The organism is Clostridium sp. UBA2485 (genome assembly GCF_002341865.1).
GTDB lineage: Bacteria > Bacillota > Clostridia > Clostridiales > Clostridiaceae > Clostridium_J.
Window position 1 is genome coordinate 65200 of sequence record NZ_DDOV01000020.1, and the last position, 20346, is coordinate 85545.

At 29.1% G+C, this 20346-nt stretch carries 18 protein-coding genes and 1 CRISPR repeat array; all 18 genes read left to right on the forward strand.

Annotated elements, in window-relative coordinates; all coding sequences use genetic code 11:
- The first annotated feature begins 177 nt into the window (after nucleotides 1–177).
- The 18 genes from B3603_RS02875 to B3603_RS02960 all read left to right on the forward strand — a co-directional run bounded on the left by B3603_RS02875 (nucleotide 178) and on the right by B3603_RS02960 (nucleotide 19509).
- Nucleotides 178–906, forward strand: coding sequence for a GntR family transcriptional regulator (locus B3603_RS02875; RefSeq protein WP_291560518.1), 729 nt, complete (start codon nucleotides 178–180; stop codon nucleotides 904–906).
- 79 nt (nucleotides 907–985) lie between these two features.
- Entirely contained in the window at nucleotides 986–2155 is a 1170-nt protein-coding gene (locus tag B3603_RS02880; RefSeq protein ID WP_291560521.1) for an SIS domain-containing protein, read from the forward strand.
- 177 nt (nucleotides 2156–2332) lie between these two features.
- Nucleotides 2333–3607, forward strand: a complete 1275-nt coding sequence (locus tag B3603_RS02885) for an ABC transporter substrate-binding protein (protein WP_291560523.1) — start codon at nucleotides 2333–2335, stop codon at nucleotides 3605–3607.
- A 93-nt stretch (nucleotides 3608–3700) separates the two neighbouring features.
- Nucleotides 3701–4645: a carbohydrate ABC transporter permease gene (locus tag B3603_RS02890; protein WP_291560525.1), complete on the forward strand. Its 945-nt coding sequence runs from the start codon at nucleotides 3701–3703 to the stop codon at nucleotides 4643–4645.
- Nucleotides 4646–4670: 25 nt separating this feature from the next.
- Nucleotides 4671–5504, forward strand: coding sequence for a carbohydrate ABC transporter permease (locus tag B3603_RS02895; protein ID WP_291560527.1), 834 nt, complete (start codon nucleotides 4671–4673; stop codon nucleotides 5502–5504).
- Nucleotides 5505–5564: 60 nt separating this feature from the next.
- Nucleotides 5565–6812 carry a Gfo/Idh/MocA family protein gene (locus B3603_RS02900; protein ID WP_291560530.1) on the forward strand — a complete coding sequence of 416 codons (1248 nt, stop codon included), beginning with the start codon at nucleotides 5565–5567 and terminating at the stop codon, nucleotides 6810–6812.
- A 33-nt stretch (nucleotides 6813–6845) separates the two neighbouring features.
- Nucleotides 6846–7841: an N-acetylglucosamine kinase gene (locus tag B3603_RS02905; RefSeq protein ID WP_291560532.1), complete on the forward strand. Its 996-nt coding sequence runs from the start codon at nucleotides 6846–6848 to the stop codon at nucleotides 7839–7841.
- A 39-nt stretch (nucleotides 7842–7880) separates the two neighbouring features.
- Entirely contained in the window at nucleotides 7881–8975 is a 1095-nt protein-coding gene (locus B3603_RS02910) for an ABC transporter ATP-binding protein (RefSeq protein WP_291560535.1), read from the forward strand.
- A 97-nt stretch (nucleotides 8976–9072) separates the two neighbouring features.
- On the forward strand, nucleotides 9073–9927 hold the full coding sequence (fba, locus tag B3603_RS02915; protein ID WP_291560538.1) for a class II fructose-1,6-bisphosphate aldolase: 855 nt from the start codon (nucleotides 9073–9075) through the stop codon (nucleotides 9925–9927).
- A gap of 3 nt (nucleotides 9928–9930) precedes the next feature.
- The gene (gene pfkB, locus B3603_RS02920) at nucleotides 9931–10860 is read left to right on the forward strand and encodes a 1-phosphofructokinase (RefSeq protein WP_291560540.1); all 930 of its coding nucleotides are present in this window, start codon (nucleotides 9931–9933) and stop codon (nucleotides 10858–10860) included.
- A gap of 12 nt (nucleotides 10861–10872) precedes the next feature.
- Nucleotides 10873–12027, forward strand: a complete 1155-nt coding sequence (gene nagA / locus B3603_RS02925) for an N-acetylglucosamine-6-phosphate deacetylase (protein WP_291560542.1) — start codon at nucleotides 10873–10875, stop codon at nucleotides 12025–12027.
- 631 nt (nucleotides 12028–12658) lie between these two features.
- Complete coding sequence (locus tag B3603_RS02930) at nucleotides 12659–13237, forward strand: GNAT family N-acetyltransferase (RefSeq protein ID WP_291560544.1); 579 nt, start codon at nucleotides 12659–12661, stop codon at nucleotides 13235–13237.
- Between the two features lie 526 nt (nucleotides 13238–13763).
- Nucleotides 13764–14048: a hypothetical protein gene (locus B3603_RS02935; RefSeq protein WP_291560546.1), complete on the forward strand. Its 285-nt coding sequence runs from the start codon at nucleotides 13764–13766 to the stop codon at nucleotides 14046–14048.
- Nucleotides 14049–14472: 424 nt separating this feature from the next.
- Complete coding sequence (locus tag B3603_RS02940) at nucleotides 14473–14877, forward strand: bacteriohemerythrin (protein WP_291560549.1); 405 nt, start codon at nucleotides 14473–14475, stop codon at nucleotides 14875–14877.
- 382 nt (nucleotides 14878–15259) lie between these two features.
- Entirely contained in the window at nucleotides 15260–15874 is a 615-nt protein-coding gene (locus tag B3603_RS02945; RefSeq protein ID WP_291560552.1) for a lysoplasmalogenase family protein, read from the forward strand.
- 206 nt (nucleotides 15875–16080) lie between these two features.
- A complete protein-coding gene (locus B3603_RS02950; protein WP_291560554.1) occupies nucleotides 16081–17208 on the forward strand; it encodes an aminopeptidase in 1128 nt (375 codons plus the stop codon).
- 285 nt (nucleotides 17209–17493) lie between these two features.
- The gene (locus tag B3603_RS02955) at nucleotides 17494–18405 is read left to right on the forward strand and encodes a M15 family metallopeptidase (RefSeq protein ID WP_291560556.1); all 912 of its coding nucleotides are present in this window, start codon (nucleotides 17494–17496) and stop codon (nucleotides 18403–18405) included.
- A gap of 15 nt (nucleotides 18406–18420) precedes the next feature.
- Entirely contained in the window at nucleotides 18421–19509 is a 1089-nt protein-coding gene (locus tag B3603_RS02960; protein WP_291560559.1) for an amidase domain-containing protein, read from the forward strand.
- Nucleotides 19510–19850: 341 nt separating this feature from the next.
- Nucleotides 19851–20271: a CRISPR direct-repeat array (repeat unit 30 nt; unit sequence GTTGAACCTTAACATGAGATGTATTTAAAT).
- The last annotated feature ends 75 nt before the right edge of the window (nucleotides 20272–20346 follow it).

Below are 20346 nucleotides of genomic sequence, written 5' to 3' on the forward strand. Positions count from 1 at the left end.
TTTAGATATTTATTAAGGCAAGATAACGGACTAAAGGTCTTATAAAAATAAATATTAATTTTAAATTTAATTATTAATAAAATAAATTATTAAATTGTATTGACAGTATATGAAAAATAATATAACATTTAAATATGTGGTACGTACCAGTAATAAAAATAATTGTAGGTGGAAACTATGAAGAGCATAAATAAAGAAAGTAGAATACCATTATATTACCAGTTGATAGATATTCTTATAGAAATGATGGACCATGGATATTTGAATGAAAATGATCAACTACCTTCAGAAAGAGAGCTGTGTGAAACTTACAATGTTAGTAGATCTACTGTAAGACAAGCGATGCAAGAATTAGAAAGAGAAGGGTATGTATATAGAGAACATGGAAAGGGAACCTTTGTTTCACCAAAAAAATTGAAACAAGATCTTTTAGAGTTTTATAGCTTTACTGATGAAATGAAAAAAATAGGAAAGAAACCATCATCACAAGTATTAGATTTTAAAACAATAGAATGTAATGATGAATTAGCAAAAAAGATGAGTTTATTGTCAGGAGAAAAAGTTTATGTATTTACAAGATTAAGACTAGCTGATAATGAGCCAATGATGTTAGAAACAAGCTATGTACCTTGTAGCAGATTTCCAGGGCTTACGAAAGAACAGCTAGAAAAAGACGCAATGTATAATATATTTACCGAGATATACAAAACAACCTTTACCTGTGCTGAGGAAATATTTCAGCCAGTATTAGCTAGTGAAGAAGAAGCGGCAATACTAAAGTATAATTCTGGATTGCCTGCAATGATGATAAAGAGAATAACATATGAAAATAATATGATTATTGAATATACAAAAGGTATTGCAAGAGGAGATAAATTTAAATACCATGTTTTATTAAAAAAATAAATTTTTTTTAAACTAACTGGTAATTACAACATGATGACATAATGACATCATGTAATTATGACGTGATAAGGGTGATGAAATGTTTGGATTTAATGAAGATAAATGGAAAGAACTGAATGGATTTAACACAGCTAAAGAAATATACCAACAACCGGAACTTTGGCTTAAAACATTAGAAATAATTGAAACTAATAAAGATAGTATTAACAAGTTTATAGATGAAAGACTTAAAAAGGAAAAGATTAGAGTGGTATTTACAGGAGCTGGTACCTCTGCCTATGCAGGGGAAGTAGTGATTCCTTATTTAAACAAAAGAAAGGAATATATTTTTGAAGCTATACCTACAACGGACATAGTTTCTAATCCTGAATCATATTTTAAAAAGCATATTCCTACAATATTAGTATCTTTTGCTCGTTCAGGGGATAGTCCTGAAAGTGTTGCAGTTTATGATTTAGCTAATAAGTTAGTTGATGATATAAGTCATATATTTATTACATGCAATTCAAAAGGAAAACTAGCAAAAATGTCTGAGGAAAATGAAAATGCTCTTTTATTGCTTATGCCAGATAAATCTAATGATTTAGGATTTGCCATGACTAGTAGTTTTACCTGCATGACCATTGCAGCATCATTAATTTTTGATATGGAAAACCTTGAAGAGAATAAGAAACAGATATATGAAATGTCAGACATTGGTGAACGCCTATTAGAGGATGGATATAAGGAACAGAAAAAATTATTAGATTATGATTATAATAGGGTTGTATATTTGGGATCTAGCAGTTTCTTTGGAATTTCAAAAGAAAGCTCGTTAAAACTATTAGAACTAACTAGGGGGCAAATTATATCTTATAATGAGACGGTACTAGGATTTAGACATGGTCCTAAGTCTATTGTTGATGATGAAACTTTAATATTTTTATATGTTTCCATAGATGATTATGCGAGAAAATATGATAAAGATATGTTAAATGAAATTTATAGCAATATTGGAGAACATAAGATAGTTTCAATCACAAAGGAATATGATGAAGAGGTTGAAAAAAACTCAAATTATCACCTCTATTTAAGCAAATATCCAATTAAAATAGATAATGAAATTCATATATCATTACTTTATCTACTTTACGCTCAAGTATTCGCACTATTATGCTCAGTAAAAAATCATGTGGAACCTGATAATCCTAATCCAAGTGGACTTGTTAATAGGGTAGTTAAGGGGGTATCAATTTATAGTTATGAGTAGTAGCTATAAAAATATATTTAAATAGTGTAAGTCGATATATAGTAGTAAATTATAAGATGAAATTAGAAAGTCATTATTTTTTATTCAAAAAACTGTGTAACCTTTCATATATATTAAAAATTTAAAAAGTAGTGTGAAGAATTTTACACTATCATATATTTTAAGGGGGAAAATATTATGAAATTTAAAAGGATGGTTGGCACTATTCTCTCCGTAATTATAGTGACTACAATGCTTGCTGGATGCAGCGGAGAAACTAATGACAAAACTACTAGTAATGACGACAATGTAACTTTGACCTTTGGATTGTGGGACAAGTATCAAGAACCAATACTGCGAGAGATAGCTAACAAATTTGAAGAACAGAACTCAAATATTAAAATCGACATTCAATTAACGCCTTTTGGTCAATATTGGACAAAACTAGAAGCTGCTGCCACTGGTGAAGTTCTTCCAGATATATTTTGGATTAATGGTCCAAATATAGTTAAATATGCATCAAATGGAATACTGTTACCTATTGATGATAAGGTGAAGGAAGATAATATGGACTTAAGTTTATATCCAGAAAGCTTAGTAAAGTTATATACCGTTGATGATAAACTATATGGTATTCCAAAAGATTGGGATTTAACAGCGTTATGGTATAACAAAAAATTGTTTGATGAGAAAGGTGTAGAATATCCAAATGAAAATTGGACGTGGAATGATATGGTTGAAGCGGCTAGAAAATTGACAGATAAAGAAAAAGGTGTTTATGGAATAGCTGCAAGACCAGATACACAAGAAGGTCTTTATAATTCAATACCTCAAAGTGGGGGATTTATAATTTCAGAGGATAGAAAAAAGTCAGGATATGGTTCTCCGGAAGCTATAGAAGGAACACAAAGATGGATAGATCTTATAAAAGATGAATTATCACCTACTATAGAAGAAATGTCAGACACCTCTGAAATAGATATGTTTAAGGCGGAGAGATTGGCAATGGTTAACGCAGCTTCATGGGATGTACCTGTATTTATGGAAAATGAATTAATAAAAGATCATATTGATTTAACTGTAATGCCACTAATTAAAGAACGTGCAGCAGTAATACATGGATTGAGTAATGTCATTTCTGCTAATACAAAATATCCTAAAGAAGCTTGGGAATTTGTAAAGTTTCTAGGGGGTAAAGAAGCAAATGAAATTTGGGCAAAATCAGGAGTGGTTATTCCTGCACGTATGGATGTATTGGACATATGGAAAAAAACTTATCCTAATCTAAACCTTCAAGCATATATTGACGAGTTGGACTATTCAATAATGTATCCAACATCAAAAAACACGCCAAAATGGAATGATATTGAAATTAATTACATTAAGCAAATGTGGGCTGGAAAAATATCCGTTGAAGAAGGATTGAAAAAAATCGGTGAGGAAATGGACAAAGTACTTCAACAAGAAAAATAAGGTAAAAACTAATATTAGTACAGCTAGTTGGACTTTTTTAAAATAGCTCACCTAGTTTGTACTGTTCCTTAGATTTAAAGAAGGGGGATTAAAATGGATACATTAATTGTTGAAGAAAGGGAAATTAAAAAGAAAAAACCTCCTAAGAGAAAGAGTAGACTTAAAAGTAAAAAATTGAATGATTGTCTTTGGGGATATTTATTAATACTACCATTATTATTAGGACTGGGTATATTTTATATAATACCTTTTTTTCAGAATCTGTATTATAGCTTTACTGACTTAGGCTCTTTTGGAAAATACTCATGGATTGGACTTGAAAATTATAAAAAACTTGTTTCAGATCCTACTATTCCACGAGCATTACTTAATACTTTCAAATTTACCATAGTTTCTGTTCCTGTTAGTATTTGTTTAGCAATTGTCATATCTACGTTATTAAATTTAAAAATAAAAGGAATCTCATTTTATAGATTATTGTTTTTCTTGCCAGCTGTCACTATGCCAGCTGCTATTGCTACCATGTGGAAATGGCTTTACAATGGACAATATGGTTTGATAAACCATGTTTTAGCTAAACTTGGTTTAGAGGGACATGCTTGGATAGCAGAGCCTAAATACGCAATGACAGCTTTAATAATTGTAGGCATATGGAGTTCACTCGGAATGAAAATAATTTACTTTCTTGCAGGGCTTCAGGGAATTCCAAAATCTTATTATGAGGCAGCTACTATAGATGGTGCTGGTCCAATAAGACAATTTTTCTCAATAACGTTACCACTATTAGCACCAACAATATTCTTTGTCTCAATTACATCATTAATTGGTGCTCTTCAAATGTTTGACATAATATTTATGATGATTAGTAAGACTAGTATGGCAATAGATAGCACTATGTCTATTGTATATCTATTCTACAAGAATGCATTCGAATATCTTGATAAAGGGTATGCATCAGCAATTTCTATAGTATTATTTGTAATAATACTCATTATTACAGCATTTCAACTTAAACTACAAAAGAAATTTGTTGATTAGTAAGAATAGGTTAGGAGAGTTGAAAATGAATGAATTAAATTTAAATAAGAATAAAAAAATTCTTATACATTTTATTTTAATAATAGGAGTAATTACTACAGCAATACCATTTATATGGATGATACTAACATCACTTAAAACCTTAGGAGAAACAACACAAATACCTCCTAAAATTTTTCCATCTTCACCACAGTGGAGCAATTATAAGAAGGCTATAGATACGCTGCCTTATGGAACATTTTATTACAATACTATTGTATATACTATAGTAACCACTATAGGACAACTAGTTTTCTGCTCTATGGCAGGATATGCCTTTGCAAGAATTGATTTTCCAGGGAAAAATTTTATATTCATTCTTATACTATCTGTACTTATGGTACCGGGACAAATATTTATAATCCCTCAGTTTATGATTATTAAAAAACTAGGATTATTAAATTCAATACCTGCCCTTATTCTTCCTGGTTTGTTCAGTGCTTTTGGTACTTATTTAATGAAACAGTTTTTTATGAATATTCCAAAGGAATTGGAAGAAGCTGCAGTATTGGATGGCTATAATCGTTTTCAAATATTGACTAAGATAATGCTTCCACTAGTTAAACCGGCATTAACTGCACTTGCAATAAGTACAATGTTATATTGTTGGAACTCATTAATGTGGCCTTTAATTGCAAATACTTCTATAGATAAGATGACATTGTCAGCAGGTCTTGCTTCCATGCAAGGACAGCATTCAACTAACTACCCAGTAATGATGGCTGGAACGGTACTTGCTATATGGCCTATGATAATTGTATTCTTAATATTCCAAAAACAATTTGTTGAAGGGATGGCTTTCACTGGAACAAAAGGTTAATATGATTGAAATTCATTTCATAATATTTTAGAAATCTTAATTAGTTGAGGGGGATTAAAAATGTCAAAAATTAGAGTTGGATTAATAGGAGCAGGACAACGAGGTAAAGATATTTATGGAAATTATGCACTTGTAAATCCTGAGCATATAGAATTTGTAGCAGTAGCAGAACCAAATGAAATAAAAAGAAAAGAGTTTTCAGAAAAACATAATATAAAGCCAGAGTATCAATTTGAATCATGGGAACAACTTTTAGAAAAAGATAAATTCTGCGATGCAGTGGTTATTGCTACTCCAGATAGAACACATTTTGAACCTGCAAAGCTTGCATTAAAAAAAGATTATCATATACTTTTAGAAAAACCTATGTCAAGTATCCCAGAGGAAGTAATGAAATTAGGAATACTTGCAAAGGAAAATAACAAAGTATTTATGATATGCCATGTTCTTAGATATACACCTTTCTTTAATACTATCAAAAAAATAATAGACAGCGGTGAAATAGGGGATATAATGTCTATTCAACATAATGAAAATATTGGATACTTCCATTTTGGCCATAGTTTTGTAAGAGGAAACTGGAGAAATTCAAATTTATCAAGTTCTCTAATGTTACAAAAGTCTTGTCATGATATGGATATCTTATTATGGTTAGTGGGAACTCCTTGCAGAAAAATAGCTTCCTTTGGTGAGTTAAGCTATTTTAAAAAGGAAAGAAAACCTGAAGGTGCAGGAGATAGGTGTGTTGAGTGTAAAATAGAAAGTAAGTGTCCTTATTCAGCAATTAGGTTATATTACAATAATGTTGGAAAATGGCCAACTACTGCAATAGTTGAAATTCAAACAATAGATGAGGTTAAAAAGGCAGTTGCTAAGGGACCTTATGGAAGATGTGTATACAATTGTGACAATAATGTAGTTGATCATCAAAGTACTATATTAGAATTTGAAAATAATGTTACAGCGACTTTTAACTTATCAGCATTTACCAATCAGGTGAATAGAACCCTTAAAATAATGGGAACTAAGGGAGAAATTCGTGCAATAGACAGTAAAAATGAGATAGAAGTTCAATTATTTGATACAAATGAAAGAAAAGTACTAAATCCTAAGCAAATTATCGGAGGACATGGTGGTGGAGATACAGGGATAATGGAAGATTTTATATCTTTAATCTTATCTAACAAGGGTAAAGCTTTGACATCTGCTAATGTTTCCGTACAAAGTCATATGATGGCATTTGCAGCAGAAGAGTCAAGATTAACAGATAAAGTAGTAAATATGAAGGACTATTACAATAATTTTTAATTTTCATACATTTTAGTGATAGGGGGAGTTTGTTTGAACTTTTTAGGGGTAGATGGAGGTGGAACTAAAACAGAATTCATCGTAATAAACGAAAATGGACAGGTGCTTGGTCATCACATTAAGCCTACCTGCCATTACAAACAAACATCTTTAGAAACATTCGAAAAAGTTATGTTGGAAGGTATAGAAGAGGTTTGTAAACAAGCAAATATATCTATATGGGAGATAGATTTTTCTGTAATTGGAATTGCAGGATATGGAGAAATATCAGCGGATATTGATATTATTGAAAAAGTAGTTGAAAGTATCCTAATGGAGGATACATATAAATGCGTAAATGATGCTGTAGTAGCATGGGCAGGTTCTCTAGGATGTAACCCTGGAATAAACATTGTGGCTGGAACAGGTGCAATAGGATACGGCGTGGACTATAGAGGTAAGACTACTAGATCTAGTGGTTGGGGTCCATTTTGTGGAGATGAAGGCTCAGCATTTTGGCTTGGCAAAAAGGTCATAGAGATATTTAGTAAAGAAGTTGATGGGAGATTAGAGAAAACACCTTTATATCATATTGTTCGAAGAGAATTTCACATTGAAAATGATTTTGATTTACTTGATATCGTTGTGAATAAGATGGAAATGAAGAGAGAGGAAGTTGCAAAACTTGCTAAGTTATTATATAAAGCAGCTAAAGAAAACGACAAAATTGCAATAAAAGCTTATTCACAAGCGGCATTTGAACTTTACCTAACTATTAAATCTATAATAGACAAATTAGATTTTTTACCTGAAGAAAAGTTATTAGTTTCTTACTCAGGAGGAGTATTTAATGCAGATGAGTATATTTTAGCTCCTCTAAGAAAATATTTTCAAGATGAAAATAAATGTATTAAGTTGATTACTCCTATATTAAAGCCAGTATATGGCGCTGCACTATACGCTTTAATTATAAAAATTGGGGAAAGTAATATTAATATTGTTGAAAATATAAAAGCAGAGCAATTAAAATGGGAAATCCGCAATCATTGAATGAGTTAAATGTTACTCAAATATGAAGGGAGAGTTTTTATGGCTGGTTTATTATTTAAAAATTTATATAAGATATATGATGGTGAAGTAACTGCTGTAAGTGATTTCAATTTAGAAATAGAAGACAAAGAATTTATAGTACTAGTAGGACCTTCAGGATGTGGGAAATCCACTACACTTAGAATGGTTGCAGGGCTAGAGGATATATCTAAAGGTGAACTATACATTGATGATGAACTTGTCAATGATGTTCATCCTAAAGATAGAGATATAGCAATGGTTTTTCAGAATTATGCTCTATATCCTCATATGACTGTATATGACAATATGGCTTTTGGTCTTAAATCTAAGAAATATCCAAAACAAGAAATAGATGAGAAGATTAAAGAGGCTGCAAAAATATTAGGAATAGAAACCCTGCTTCATAGAAAACCTAAAGCCCTTTCAGGCGGTCAAAAGCAAAGAGTTGCTCTTGGAAGAGCCATTGTTAGAAATCCAAAGGTTTTCTTAATGGATGAACCACTATCAAATTTAGATGCGAAATTAAGGATTCAAACTAGAGCAGAAATAACAAAGCTACACAATAAATTAAAAACTACATTTATCTATGTTACCCATGACCAAACTGAAGCAATGACGATGGGAGATAGAATTGTAATAATGAAGGATGGATTAATTCAACAAGTAGATACACCAGAAAATGTATATTCAAATCCGACAAATGTCTTTGTAGCAGGATTTATAGGAAGCCCTAAGATGAATTTTATAGATGCTAAAGTTGTTAAAGAGGGCGAAGATATTTTCGTAAAACTTCTTAATTCCATGATTAAGCTAGATAGTAATAGAGCTAAGAGAATAATAGATAAGGGATATGTAGGTAGAGATATTGTAATGGGAATTAGACCAGAGCATATGTATTATAATGAAAAGAAAACTGATGTATTTCTAGATGGTGTAGTAGATTTTATAGAAATGCTAGGTTCAGAGAAATATCTCTATCTTACAATGGAAGGTAGTTCATTTACAGCTCGAGTAGATTCGGATAATATTGTGAAAAAAGGAGATAAGGTAAGGCTATATCTAGATGATAAAAAAATTCACATATTTGATAAAGATAGTGGCATATTAGTATAGTATTCTTATTAGAATTTTACAAAGTAAATGAAATAAGCCTTATACTGTTGAGGAATTTTAACCATATAAATAAATTGATATTAGAGAGGTGAATAAGATGGATATTGTTTCAACAAAAGAAATGTTATTAGATTGCAAAAAAAATAGATATGCTGTTCCAGCTTTTAATATTCATAACTTAGAAACAATGCAAGGTGTATTAGAAGTTGCTAATGAGTTAAACTCACCAGTAATCATTGCTACTACACCAGGAACTATTGATTATGCAGGAATGGATTATTTAGTTTCAATGGTTAAAGTTGGAGCTAAAAGATATAATATCCCCATTTCATTGCATTTAGATCATTGTTCAGATATTGAAACAATAAAAAGATGTATAAAAGAAGGATATAAGTCTGTAATGATAGACGCCTCATTAAAGGGATATGAAGAAAATATTAAAATAACAAAAGAAGTGGTGGACTTTGCACATAAATATAATGTAACTGTAGAAGCTGAACTAGGTTTAGTTGGTGGACAAGAAGATGAAAGAAAAATTGAAGAAAAAGATAGCATGCTTACAGACCCCCATATGGCTTTAGATTTTATTGAAAAAACAAAAGTCGATTCACTGGCAGTTGCAATAGGTACTGCCCATGGAGCTTATAAGTGTGAACCAAAGTTGGATTTCGAAAGACTACATGAAATTAACAACTTAGTCAACATTCCTTTAGTATTACATGGAGCTTCAGGAGTGCCAGCTGAAAGTCTTATAAGGGCAATAGAATATGGTATTTGTAAAGTTAATATTGCAACGGAGTTAAAAATGCCTTTTGCTGATGCAATAAAGAAATTCTTTAATGAAAATCCTAGTGCAAATGACCCTAGGCATTATCTAGTACCTGCTAAAGAGGCATTGAAAAAGGTGGTAGTAGAGAAAATACAAATTTGTGGTAGTGCAAATAGGGGGTAAATTATGATTACTATTACCTTAAATCCTTCAATTGATAGAAGATATAACATTGAAAGGTTTGAGAAGGGAAAAGTTTTTAGAACTAATGATTTTCAGTATACTCCTGGAGGAAAAGGATTAAATGTGGCAAAAGTAATAAAAACTTTTAACGAACCGGTTATAGCTACAGGCTTTTTAGGAGGAAGATCTGGAAGCTATATAAAGGAAAAGCTAGATGAGATGAATATTAGGCATAAATTTGTTTCTATTGATGGTGAGACCAGAAGTTGCTTGGCAATAATTTCAGATTATGGTAGCCAAACAGAAATATTAGAGTCTGGTCCTTTAATATCACAAACAGATATGCAGAGGTTTTATAAGCTATATGAAGAGTTAATTGGAGAATCCGAAGTTGTATGTATTTCAGGAAGTATGCCAAAGAATATGGACATAGAGACTTATAAGAATTTAATAGAGACGGCTAATAAAGAAGGAAAGAAGATTTTGTTAGATACCAGTGGAGAAGCGTTGAAAAAGGGTATGGAAGCTAGACCATATTTAATAAAGCCAAATAAGGAAGAATTAGAAAATCTCATTGGAAATGTTATTTCTACAGAAGAGGATATAATTAAAGGAGTAAGTCCTATAATTAAAGAAGGTATCAATATAGTTGCTGTATCTCTTGGAAGAGAGGGATGTTTAGTATTTAATGATAATTATATGTATAGAGTAAGAACACCTGTGGTAAAGGCTGTCAATCCAGTAGGTTCAGGAGATGCGATGATAGCAGGGTTTGCTGTATCTTTAAAAAGAAATTATGAGTTTGAAAATATGTTAAAATTAGCAGCGGCTTGTGGAACAGCTAATGCTTTAGAAGAGGAAACAGGAAAGGTAGACATTAATAATATTAATAGGCTTATAGAGGATATAATTATTGAAAAGATTAAATTATAAAAAGGAGATTTAATGAGTACTTTAATTAAAAATATTAGATTAATTACACCTAATAGTGTGGTAAAAGGATATGGGGTTGTAGTTAATGAAGGTAAAATAATAGATATAGATTTAGAAGAAAATATAAATCTAGACTTAATAAGTGAAGTAATCGATGGAAATGGAAGGTTCTTATCACCTGGTTTTATCGATATTCATAATCATGGCAATACAGGTCACGATATTATGGATAGCACAGAAGAAACTCTTGATAAAATTGGAGAATTTCATATAAAAAATGGAGTTACTTCCTATTTAGGAACTATAATAACTTCATCATATGATAATATTATTACTTCTATAAAAAATATAGTAAATTATAAAAACAAGAAAACACTGTCACAGTTAATAGGTATTCATCTTGAGGGGCCTTTTTTCTCCATTCTTAGAAAAGGAGCACAACCAGAAAAATATATTAAAGAGCCGGATATTGAGATTGTTAAGGACTTTGTAGAACTGGCTAAAAATAAATTAAAAATGGTTTCTATAGCACCGGAATTTAATGGAGCTATAGAGATTATCTCTTACTTAAAAGAAAAGAATATTACTATTGCAATGGCTCATAGCAATGCTACATTTAATGAAGCTAAAAGAGGGATAAATCATGGTGTAACAGTAGCTACTCATTTATTTAATGGTATGAGAGAATTTAGCCATAGAGAGCCAGGCATAATAGGAGCATCTCTTACAGATGATAGAGTATATTGTGAACTTATCTATGATAGAATACATTTGCATGATGAAACAGTAAAAATTGCTCTAAAAACAAAAGGAGTAGATAAAATAGTATTAGTTTCCGATGCTATGAGGGCAGCTGGCCTTGAAGATGGAGAATATGAATTAGGTGGGCAAAAGGTCATAGTTAATAATGGGGCAGCACGTCTAGAGAATGGAGGTTTAGCTGGATCAACATTGAATTTAAAAGATGCGGTATGCAATATGGTAAGTATGTTAAACATACCAATTCAAGATGCTGTAAGGATGGCTAGCTTATCTCCCGCTGAAGCAATTGGTGTAAGTAGATTTAAAGGAAGTATTGAAATTGGTAAAGAAGCTGACATGCTATTATTTGATGATGATATGAATATATCCTCTGTATTTATTTCTGGAAATTGTGTTAACTTCTAATCTTTTAACGTTGAATTGTCAAATTAAATTCAACGATTTACCTCATCTCAAAAAACTTCATTAGCGATTTTATACTTTAATAGTTTTTTAGCTCTATTATTTATTAGATGTATTTAACACCCCTGCGGGAAGATTCCCCTGGGGTGCAGTAATTTTATTAACATAATTTCTGAATCAGTTACTCTTTAAAAATATTAATATTAAAACTACATAAAATTTTACCAACCTCATTTAAAAAAACATATCTTATTCCATTGAAATATAAAGGTTTATGAGGGATTTTTTATTGACTTTTTTAAAAATATAAAACGGTTGGTAAAATTTTAAGAAAACTCTTTAATTTCAATAGCTTTAATGATATCATGAAAATAAAGAATGGCTTAAATTCAGTGGTTGAACCTTATATAATTGAAAATTGAGAATGGATAATTGACAATAATGGATAATTGACAATTAAGGTTAAAATTAGTTTTAATTAAACTAATTTTTAAAAAAACAAATGAATTCGAAACTTCTCTTACAAAAGAGAAGTATCCGTAATTGTCCATTGTCAATAGTCAATTCTCAATTGATGAAGTTGAACCTTAATATGATAAATATATTTTAGAAATTTTTTATAGGGGGGATGAAAGTGAAGAAACTCATAAAACAATTATCGACAGATAATTTAGAAGATTTTTTCACATTGTTTAGCAATGATAAATGTGAAAGTTGTCAGTGCACTTTCTATTTTTCTGCTAATAATATAGATAATTGGATTAAAATGACTATTGAAGAGGTTAAAAAATTAAGAATAAATATTACTAGTAAATGTCATGATGGATATATTTATTATATGGATGATGAACCAGTAGCATGGTGCCAATGTGTTCATCCAAAAGATGTACCCTATCTGCAAAATTTACTAAGTCTTAGAAGTAACGAAAATGTAAGAATTATATCATGCTTTTTTATAAAAAAGGAGTATAGGGGAAAAGGCATACAAAAAGAGTTATTACAGAAGGTATTGTTTCAATGTAAAGATGAAGGAGTTGAAGTAATTTATTCAATCCCAGTTCATGATAATTTCCTTAAGAGTATCCCCGAAAAACAAAAAAATGAAAAATTGCATACAGGATACAAGGCACTATTTGAACAGTTAGATTTTATTTGTATAGGAGATAATGGAAGATACTACTTTATGGAAAAGAATTTAAAAGAAAATAGATAAGGGATAGATTTGATTTATTGAAGCTTATAAAGGATTATTAGGAATTTTAACTAGTAACCTTTTTTTATTTATTAAGCTATTAATGAAAGAATTTAAATCTATAAGATATCAGCATAGAATAAGATAAAAATTACAATAGTAAATTTTATTTTATAATTCTAGAATTCATATTAATTAGATATGGAAAAAATTTTTATTTTAAACTTTATAAAGATTAAAGTAATACTTTATATATTTATTAATACATTAGTGAGAGTTTACATAAAAATGATACTTGTAGTAATATGAAGAGCCCTACTGCTATGTCTAAAGCAGATGCAATATCTAAAAAATATAAGCCTTGCAGCAAATGTAATCCTTAGAATAACAAGAGAATTGGTTAATATTATCTAAGTAAATCTTTGTCTTTTATATTTTCTCATGAATTTTTAATGAATATAATTTGAATATAGTTTGAAAAAATTAATAAAGTTTGGTAATATATAATATGTAATACGTATTAATTAAAATTTTAGGAGGAATATTCATGAAAGGCAAAAGAATAAAAACATTACTTTTAACAGGAGCAGTACTTTTAACAGCTACTGGATTTATGGCTTGTGGACAAAAGACAGAAGAAACTCCAGGTACTAAAGTAGAAGATAAAAAAGTAGATGAAAATAAAGATTCTTCAAAAGAAGAAAATAAAGAAGATAAAAAAGAAGAAAACAAAGAAGAAAGTAAAGAAGATAAAAAAGAAGAAAATAAACAAGATAACAAAGAAGAAAATAAAGATCAAAGCGCAGATCAAAGCAAAGAAGAGAAAAAATAGTATACTTAAAAATAGAAATCAAAAAAGAGGATTATTAGGAATTATACCTAGTAATTCTCTTTTTTATTATTTGATTTATTATAAGGTTAAATAATTAAATTAAGAATTTAGGAAGGTATTAATAAATGCATTTAAAAGAATTAAGAACTCTGGATAATATTTAATATGTATTATTAAAAAATAGGAGGATTATTCATTAGTATCAAAATATAATAAATTTCCTTTTGCTATATTACAAAAAGTCATATGGTTATTTTAGCAAATTGAAAAGATTTTAATTTTATAAATAATAGATGAGGCTATATAAATACATAAACAGAGGAATTTATAAATAAATTTTAAATTATATACGAAAAACAATTAATTTTATAGCAGGGATTTTTATATTCATATAGAAAATCTTATACTGATAAGGAGGGATAAAATGAATAGCTGGAAAGATGAGTATATTACTGGAGTAGAACTTATAGATGAACAACATAAAAAATTAATTGAAATAGCCGATGATTTATACAAACTTCTAAAAAATCAATTTATTACAGATAAATACGATAGAATCGTTCAAATATTAAATGATTTAAAAGATTATGCTGTATTTCATTTTAAATCAGAAGAAGAGTACATGCTTAGTATAGGTTATAAAAAATATTTATCACATAAAGTTGAACATGATGACTTTATTGCAAAGATTAATAGCTTTGATTTAAAAGAAATTGATGAAAGTCAACAACGATATCTAATAGAGATATTAGAGTTCGTAATAAAATGGATAGATGGACATATTTTAAAGAGAGATAAATTAATAGCATTAGAACAAAATCAAGAATAGTATTTAAATTTATTAAAACAAAAAAGAGCTAAAAGCTCTTTTTTATTTTATCAGAAATTATAAATTTTAAATTGTATATTGTGAACTAAATAGATGCAATTAAAATACTAAAAAAATAACGTTCATTTCAATATATACATATTAACCTTTACTACTTATTTAATAATATCTTATAAAGTTGAGTAAACTAAATTAAGAAATTGATTTGAAAATTTATAAAAAATATGTGAGATTAAATTTAAAATGATGATGGTGATATAAAGTGAAAAGTATAAATTATAGATCATGGTTTCTTAAAGCTTTATTAATAATAATTTCTATATTATATTTTTCTTTTTTGTATATAGAGTTTTTTAATATAGAAATATTTATTTCATCATATATGATTAAGTATATATGTATAATGATTTGCTTCTTAATATGTTTATTTGCCGAAAAAAATCCTCTTAATAGATTAGATATTTCTTTACTTAAAGTAGGACTTTTTATAACTATGTTTGCAGATTTATTTCTTACTGTTTTCAATTATTATACTTTAGGTGTAGCTTTATTTTGTGTGGTTCAAATACTTTATTCTATTAGATATGAAGCTCTTAAAATTAGTGAAACATCTTCAAAATTTATAATTATATTTCTTTCTTTAATGTTTATCTATTTGATAATTAATTTGTTTATTATAAAAATTGATATATTATTTGCAGTAGTACTATTTTATGCTATTTGTCTAATAATCAGTATAAGAAAAGCTATAAAAGTTTGTAAAAATAATTTGTATCCCTACCCTAATAAATATATGATAGCTTATGGTATGATACTTTTTATTTTATGTGATATAAATGTAGCACTATATAATGTAACAGAAGTTACAGGAATTTCATGGACTTTTATTGACATAGTACATAATATCACAGGATTATTAATATGGCTTTTTTATGTTCCTTCTCAGTTATTGCTATCTTTAAGTGGATACAATTTTTTATTAAAGAAGAAATATTAGATAAAGATTTTAAAATGAATCCCAGTAAGTAATTTACTAATAGTAAGGTAGGAAGATTAATAAGAGGATCATAATAACTATATAAAGTTCTTATAATAAATTAAAGTAGTTATAAGTAACAATATTTTACTATGCATTTTAATGATGTAAAATTCTAATTATGGTATAATATTCTACAAAATATAATACTTTAAGGGGGCAAAAGTATGGGAGATATAAGATTAAACAAGTTAGCAAAACTTTTAGTTAACTATTCAACTAAGGTTAAAAAAGGAGACTTTGTTTTTATTAGTTGTAATGATGTAGCTAAACCATGGGTTGTAGAAGTAGCAAAGGAAGCTATAAAGGCTGGTGCTCATGTAGAGTATTCTTTAGATAGTGAAGATGTAAATGAGACTATTTTAAAAAATAGCAATGAAGAACAGCTTTTAGAAGGTAGTCATTTAAATAAACATATGCTTTCAAAGGTTGATGTGTGGCTAACTGCCTGGGGAACTAGAAATACCAAGATGAATTCTAATGTAGATCCAAAGAAATTACAATTAAAATCAAGAGGTGCAACAAGTTGGAGAAAGATTTACTCTGAAAGAATGGGAGATGGCTCATTAAGATGGTGTGGAACACAGTTTCCTACATATGCAGACGCACAGGAAGCATCCATGAGTTTAAGCGAGTATGAAGATTTCGTTTATGGAGCAGGTCTTTTAGATATGGAAGACCCTGTATCAGAATGGAAAAAAATAAGTGCTTACCAAAATCGATGGGTTCAATACCTCAATACTAAAAAAGAATTACATTTCCTTTCAGAAGGTACAGATATTAAAGTAAAAGTAGAGGGAAGAAAGTGGATAAATTGTGACGGCAAAGCTAATTTCCCGGATGGAGAGATATTTACATCTCCAATAGAGAATGGTATGAATGGATATATTACCTTTAGTTTCCCTGGTATATACATGGGAAAAGAAATAGAAGGAATACGGCTTGAAGTTTTAGATGGTAAAGTAGTTAAAGCAACATCACAAAAGGGTGAAGAGCTTTTAAAAATGTTAATTGAAACTGATGAAGGAGCTTCTTATTTTGGAGAAGTTGCTATTGGTACAAACTATGGTATAAAGAAATTTACTAAAAATATGTTATTTGATGAAAAGATAGGTGGAACAATTCACATGGCAATAGGAGATTCTGATCCTGAAGCAGGAGGATTAAATCGCTCCTCAATTCACTGGGATATGCTTTGTGATATGAGAAATGGCGGCAAAATATATGCTGATTGTGAATTATTCTATGAAAATGGACAATTTAAAGAAGAAATATTAAAAAAATATAATTTATAATATTTAATGAGGATACGTTATATCCTCATTATTTTTTTAAAATATTTTTCTATTAAATAATCAAGATGACTATTGGAAATAATAAAAATTATAGATAAACTATCTTGAAAATACAGCTCATAACTTCAGAATAAAGGCTATTTTCTAGTGTTTATTTTAATATATAAGTTAAATGTAGGGATAGTATGTCTATAAAAATGTAATCTTAAATTAAAGACCAATACATATTATATTAACCTAAAGGAGAGGATATGAATATATAAATTCTTAAAGGTGGTATTAAAAATGAAAAAAATATGTTCCTTTATTATAGCATTTACCTTATTAACAAGTAAATTCTATAATATAAATACTTATGCTCAAAATATAGATTATGATACTACTATGAAACAGGACTTATTATCTTTATTTATGGCATATCCAGAGGATATTGTTGATATAGAAAAGCAAGATAATGGGCTTGTTTATTTAGTTATGAAATCAGGAAATAAAATAGTTTACGATGATAAAAAAGAAAAAACTCAGCAAGAAAAGTTGGTTAATGGGGATTTACAGGATATGATGGAGCAAGTGTATCCATTAGAAAAAGTTGATGATTTAATGGAGGAGAATTTTGATCCTGGTCGTATAAGAGTATATTCGTTATTAAATGAAGTATACGGATCATCTAGAGAACAGATAGAAAAAAATCTTACAAATGTAAATTTTGCATATCAAAATTATAGATTTAATAAAAATAATAAGGCAGCTGAAAATTTAGACAATGTTTCAAAAAAACTTTTAATACTTGCGAAAACTAATACTAAGATTGGACCATTCGTAAACCCATCTAATGGAACTTTTAACTATAGAATAATATCTGGAACAGGAAGATTAAGCCCACATGCTTATGGTATTGCTATAGATATTGCTAGTGATAAAAGAGATTATTGGAAATGGGCATCAAGAGAACAAGGAAAAGCTAGATTACTTCAATACCCCGATGAATTGGTGAAAACCTTTGAAGAGAACAATTTTGTGTGGGGAGGAAAATGGGGACATTTTGATATATTACACTTTGAATATCGTCCAGAAATTATATTAAAAGCAAGATACTTTGGAGATAATAAGGGAGAAAAAGTTAATTGGTATGAAGGTGTACCATGTGATGAAACAATAAAAACCTATATTGAAAAAATTGATAAAGCTTTAAGTTAGAAAAGAGGTGTACATATGAGATTCTCTTCCTATAAAAAAGTTATTATCTTGCTATTACTCATTCTCTTTAGTCCTTTCAATAGATTTTATACGGTGAAGGCAGAGGAAGAGGATATTGATATCAATCAGGTTGTAGAAAGAATTTTTAAGGATAGAAGCTTAGCCATATTAAATCAGGACTTAGAACTGATAGAACAGTTTTATGATACAGATAGTAAATATGGAAGATGGGCATATGAATATCAAGAAAAGAAAACTAAATACATAATAAATTGGGCTGAGAAACAAGGGGTTAAATTTACAGAGATAAATCCTCATATAGTAATTAGAAAAGTAAAAGGTAAGGATGATGTTTATTCATTTAATATACTTTGTTCAATGGAATATAAATATTCTTATGAAGATGAGCCAAAAGTTGCAAATAAATCAAGGATAGGAAGTTATCATACTATGACTTTAGCTAAGAAGGATGGTAATTGGCTTATCACAAAAGAATGGTATAATGACCCCTTTGCAGACTCATTAGACTTAGAAAATATAAAATCTAGTGATATAAAACAGCATATAATTTCACAGCCTCCAAGAGATATGTCTAACTTAAATGAAAGAAGGGTAGGAGCTATAGAATATGCTAAAATGTATTGTGGCTCAGCTACAGAACCAGAATTTGAATTTAAATACAATAAAAAATATAGAAACTTTAACCCTGAGGGAGGAGATTGCGCAAATTTTGCGTCTCAAATACTCCATGAAGGAGGAAAGTTTAAAAAGAATTATACATGGAATTATGATAAAGGAAGTGCTACAGGGCCTTGGGTAAACGCAGATAAATTTACTCACTACATGTTAAATAGTGGTAGAGCATCAGTTATAGCAAAAGGTTCTTATGAAAATGTATATAAAGCATCTTACAAATTGTTGCCTGGAGATTTCATAGCCTATGAGAAAAAAGGTGATATTACTCATATCTCCGTAGTAACAGGAGTAGACTCAAAAGGCTATTCACTAGTAAGCTGCCATAATGTAGATAGAAATGATGTACCATGGGATCTAGGCTGGAGTGATAAAAAAATAAGATTTTGGTTAGTTAGAGTACATTATTAAGAAAAATTATGCTGATTATAAATAAAATCTTCTTTAAAACACCACAGTAAAGAGTATTTTAACTGTGGTGCAATAATTTTCACCTAATATAAATATAAATTTTTTATTTTGCTTTAATGTAATAGTAAATATTCAATTATCCTATTAGTATACAAACATAAAATTTTCCCAACCTCCCTAAAAATAAAACTCCTCATAACCTATTGAAAATTTAAGGTTTATGAGGAGTTTTTTATCAGTTTTTTAAAAAACACAAAGTGGTTGGTAAAATTTTTAATAAATCCTTTATTTTCAATAGGTTAAAGGATATAATAAAAATAGAGAATGGCTTAATTACAGTGGTTGAACCTTAACATGAGATGTATTTAAATTGTTCTCACCCTCCTATCGTAACTTAATCATAATTAGTTGAACCTTAACATGAGATGTATTTAAATACAAAAAATTGCTTTACTATTGGGTTAAGAAAAAGTTGAACCTTAACATGAGATGTATTTAAATTTAGAAGGGCATAGATTGAAATGTTTAATCTTAATGTTGAACCTTAACATGAGATGTATTTAAATCAGCCCTTCTTTAATGCTTTACCTTCCAGTTTTTCAGGTTGAACCTTAACATGAGATGTATTTAAATCCAACCTTAAAGGTAGTAAGATTAACTTTATCTCGTTGAACCTTAACATGAGATGTATTTAAATTGAGTAAATACCCCATCTGGATCTAGTTTTAGCATGTTGAACCTTAACATAGGATGTATTTAAATATAGTTCTTCTCTTGTGTTTAGCTTGTCTTAGTTTTCCACCTCTGGGGAACAGTAGTGAAGCCCTTTAGGGTTCC

Excerpts from the sequence above, each read along its gene's own strand:
- fba (WP_291560538.1), top strand. The coding sequence starts at position 9,073 with ATGGATATTGTTTCAACAAAAGAAATGTTATTAGATTGCAAAAAAAAT.
- B3603_RS02910 (WP_291560535.1), top strand. The coding sequence starts at position 7,881 with ATGGCTGGTTTATTATTTAAAAATTTATATAAGATATATGATGGTGAA.
- B3603_RS02885 (WP_291560523.1), top strand. The coding sequence starts at position 2,333 with ATGAAATTTAAAAGGATGGTTGGCACTATTCTCTCCGTAATTATAGTG.
- B3603_RS02900 (WP_291560530.1), top strand. The coding sequence starts at position 5,565 with ATGTCAAAAATTAGAGTTGGATTAATAGGAGCAGGACAACGAGGTAAA.
- B3603_RS02890 (WP_291560525.1), top strand. The coding sequence starts at position 3,701 with ATGGATACATTAATTGTTGAAGAAAGGGAAATTAAAAAGAAAAAACCT.
- B3603_RS02935 (WP_291560546.1), top strand. The coding sequence starts at position 13,764 with ATGAAAGGCAAAAGAATAAAAACATTACTTTTAACAGGAGCAGTACTT.
- B3603_RS02940 (WP_291560549.1), top strand. The coding sequence starts at position 14,473 with ATGAATAGCTGGAAAGATGAGTATATTACTGGAGTAGAACTTATAGAT.
- B3603_RS02950 (WP_291560554.1), top strand. The coding sequence starts at position 16,081 with ATGGGAGATATAAGATTAAACAAGTTAGCAAAACTTTTAGTTAACTAT.
- nagA (WP_291560542.1), top strand. The coding sequence starts at position 10,873 with ATGAGTACTTTAATTAAAAATATTAGATTAATTACACCTAATAGTGTG.
- pfkB (WP_291560540.1), top strand. The coding sequence starts at position 9,931 with ATGATTACTATTACCTTAAATCCTTCAATTGATAGAAGATATAACATT.
- B3603_RS02880 (WP_291560521.1), top strand. The coding sequence starts at position 986 with ATGTTTGGATTTAATGAAGATAAATGGAAAGAACTGAATGGATTTAAC.
- B3603_RS02875 (WP_291560518.1), top strand. The coding sequence starts at position 178 with ATGAAGAGCATAAATAAAGAAAGTAGAATACCATTATATTACCAGTTG.
- B3603_RS02955 (WP_291560556.1), top strand. The coding sequence starts at position 17,494 with ATGAAAAAAATATGTTCCTTTATTATAGCATTTACCTTATTAACAAGT.
- B3603_RS02960 (WP_291560559.1), top strand. The coding sequence starts at position 18,421 with ATGAGATTCTCTTCCTATAAAAAAGTTATTATCTTGCTATTACTCATT.
- B3603_RS02895 (WP_291560527.1), top strand. The coding sequence starts at position 4,671 with ATGAATGAATTAAATTTAAATAAGAATAAAAAAATTCTTATACATTTT.
- B3603_RS02945 (WP_291560552.1), top strand. The coding sequence starts at position 15,260 with ATGATTAAGTATATATGTATAATGATTTGCTTCTTAATATGTTTATTT.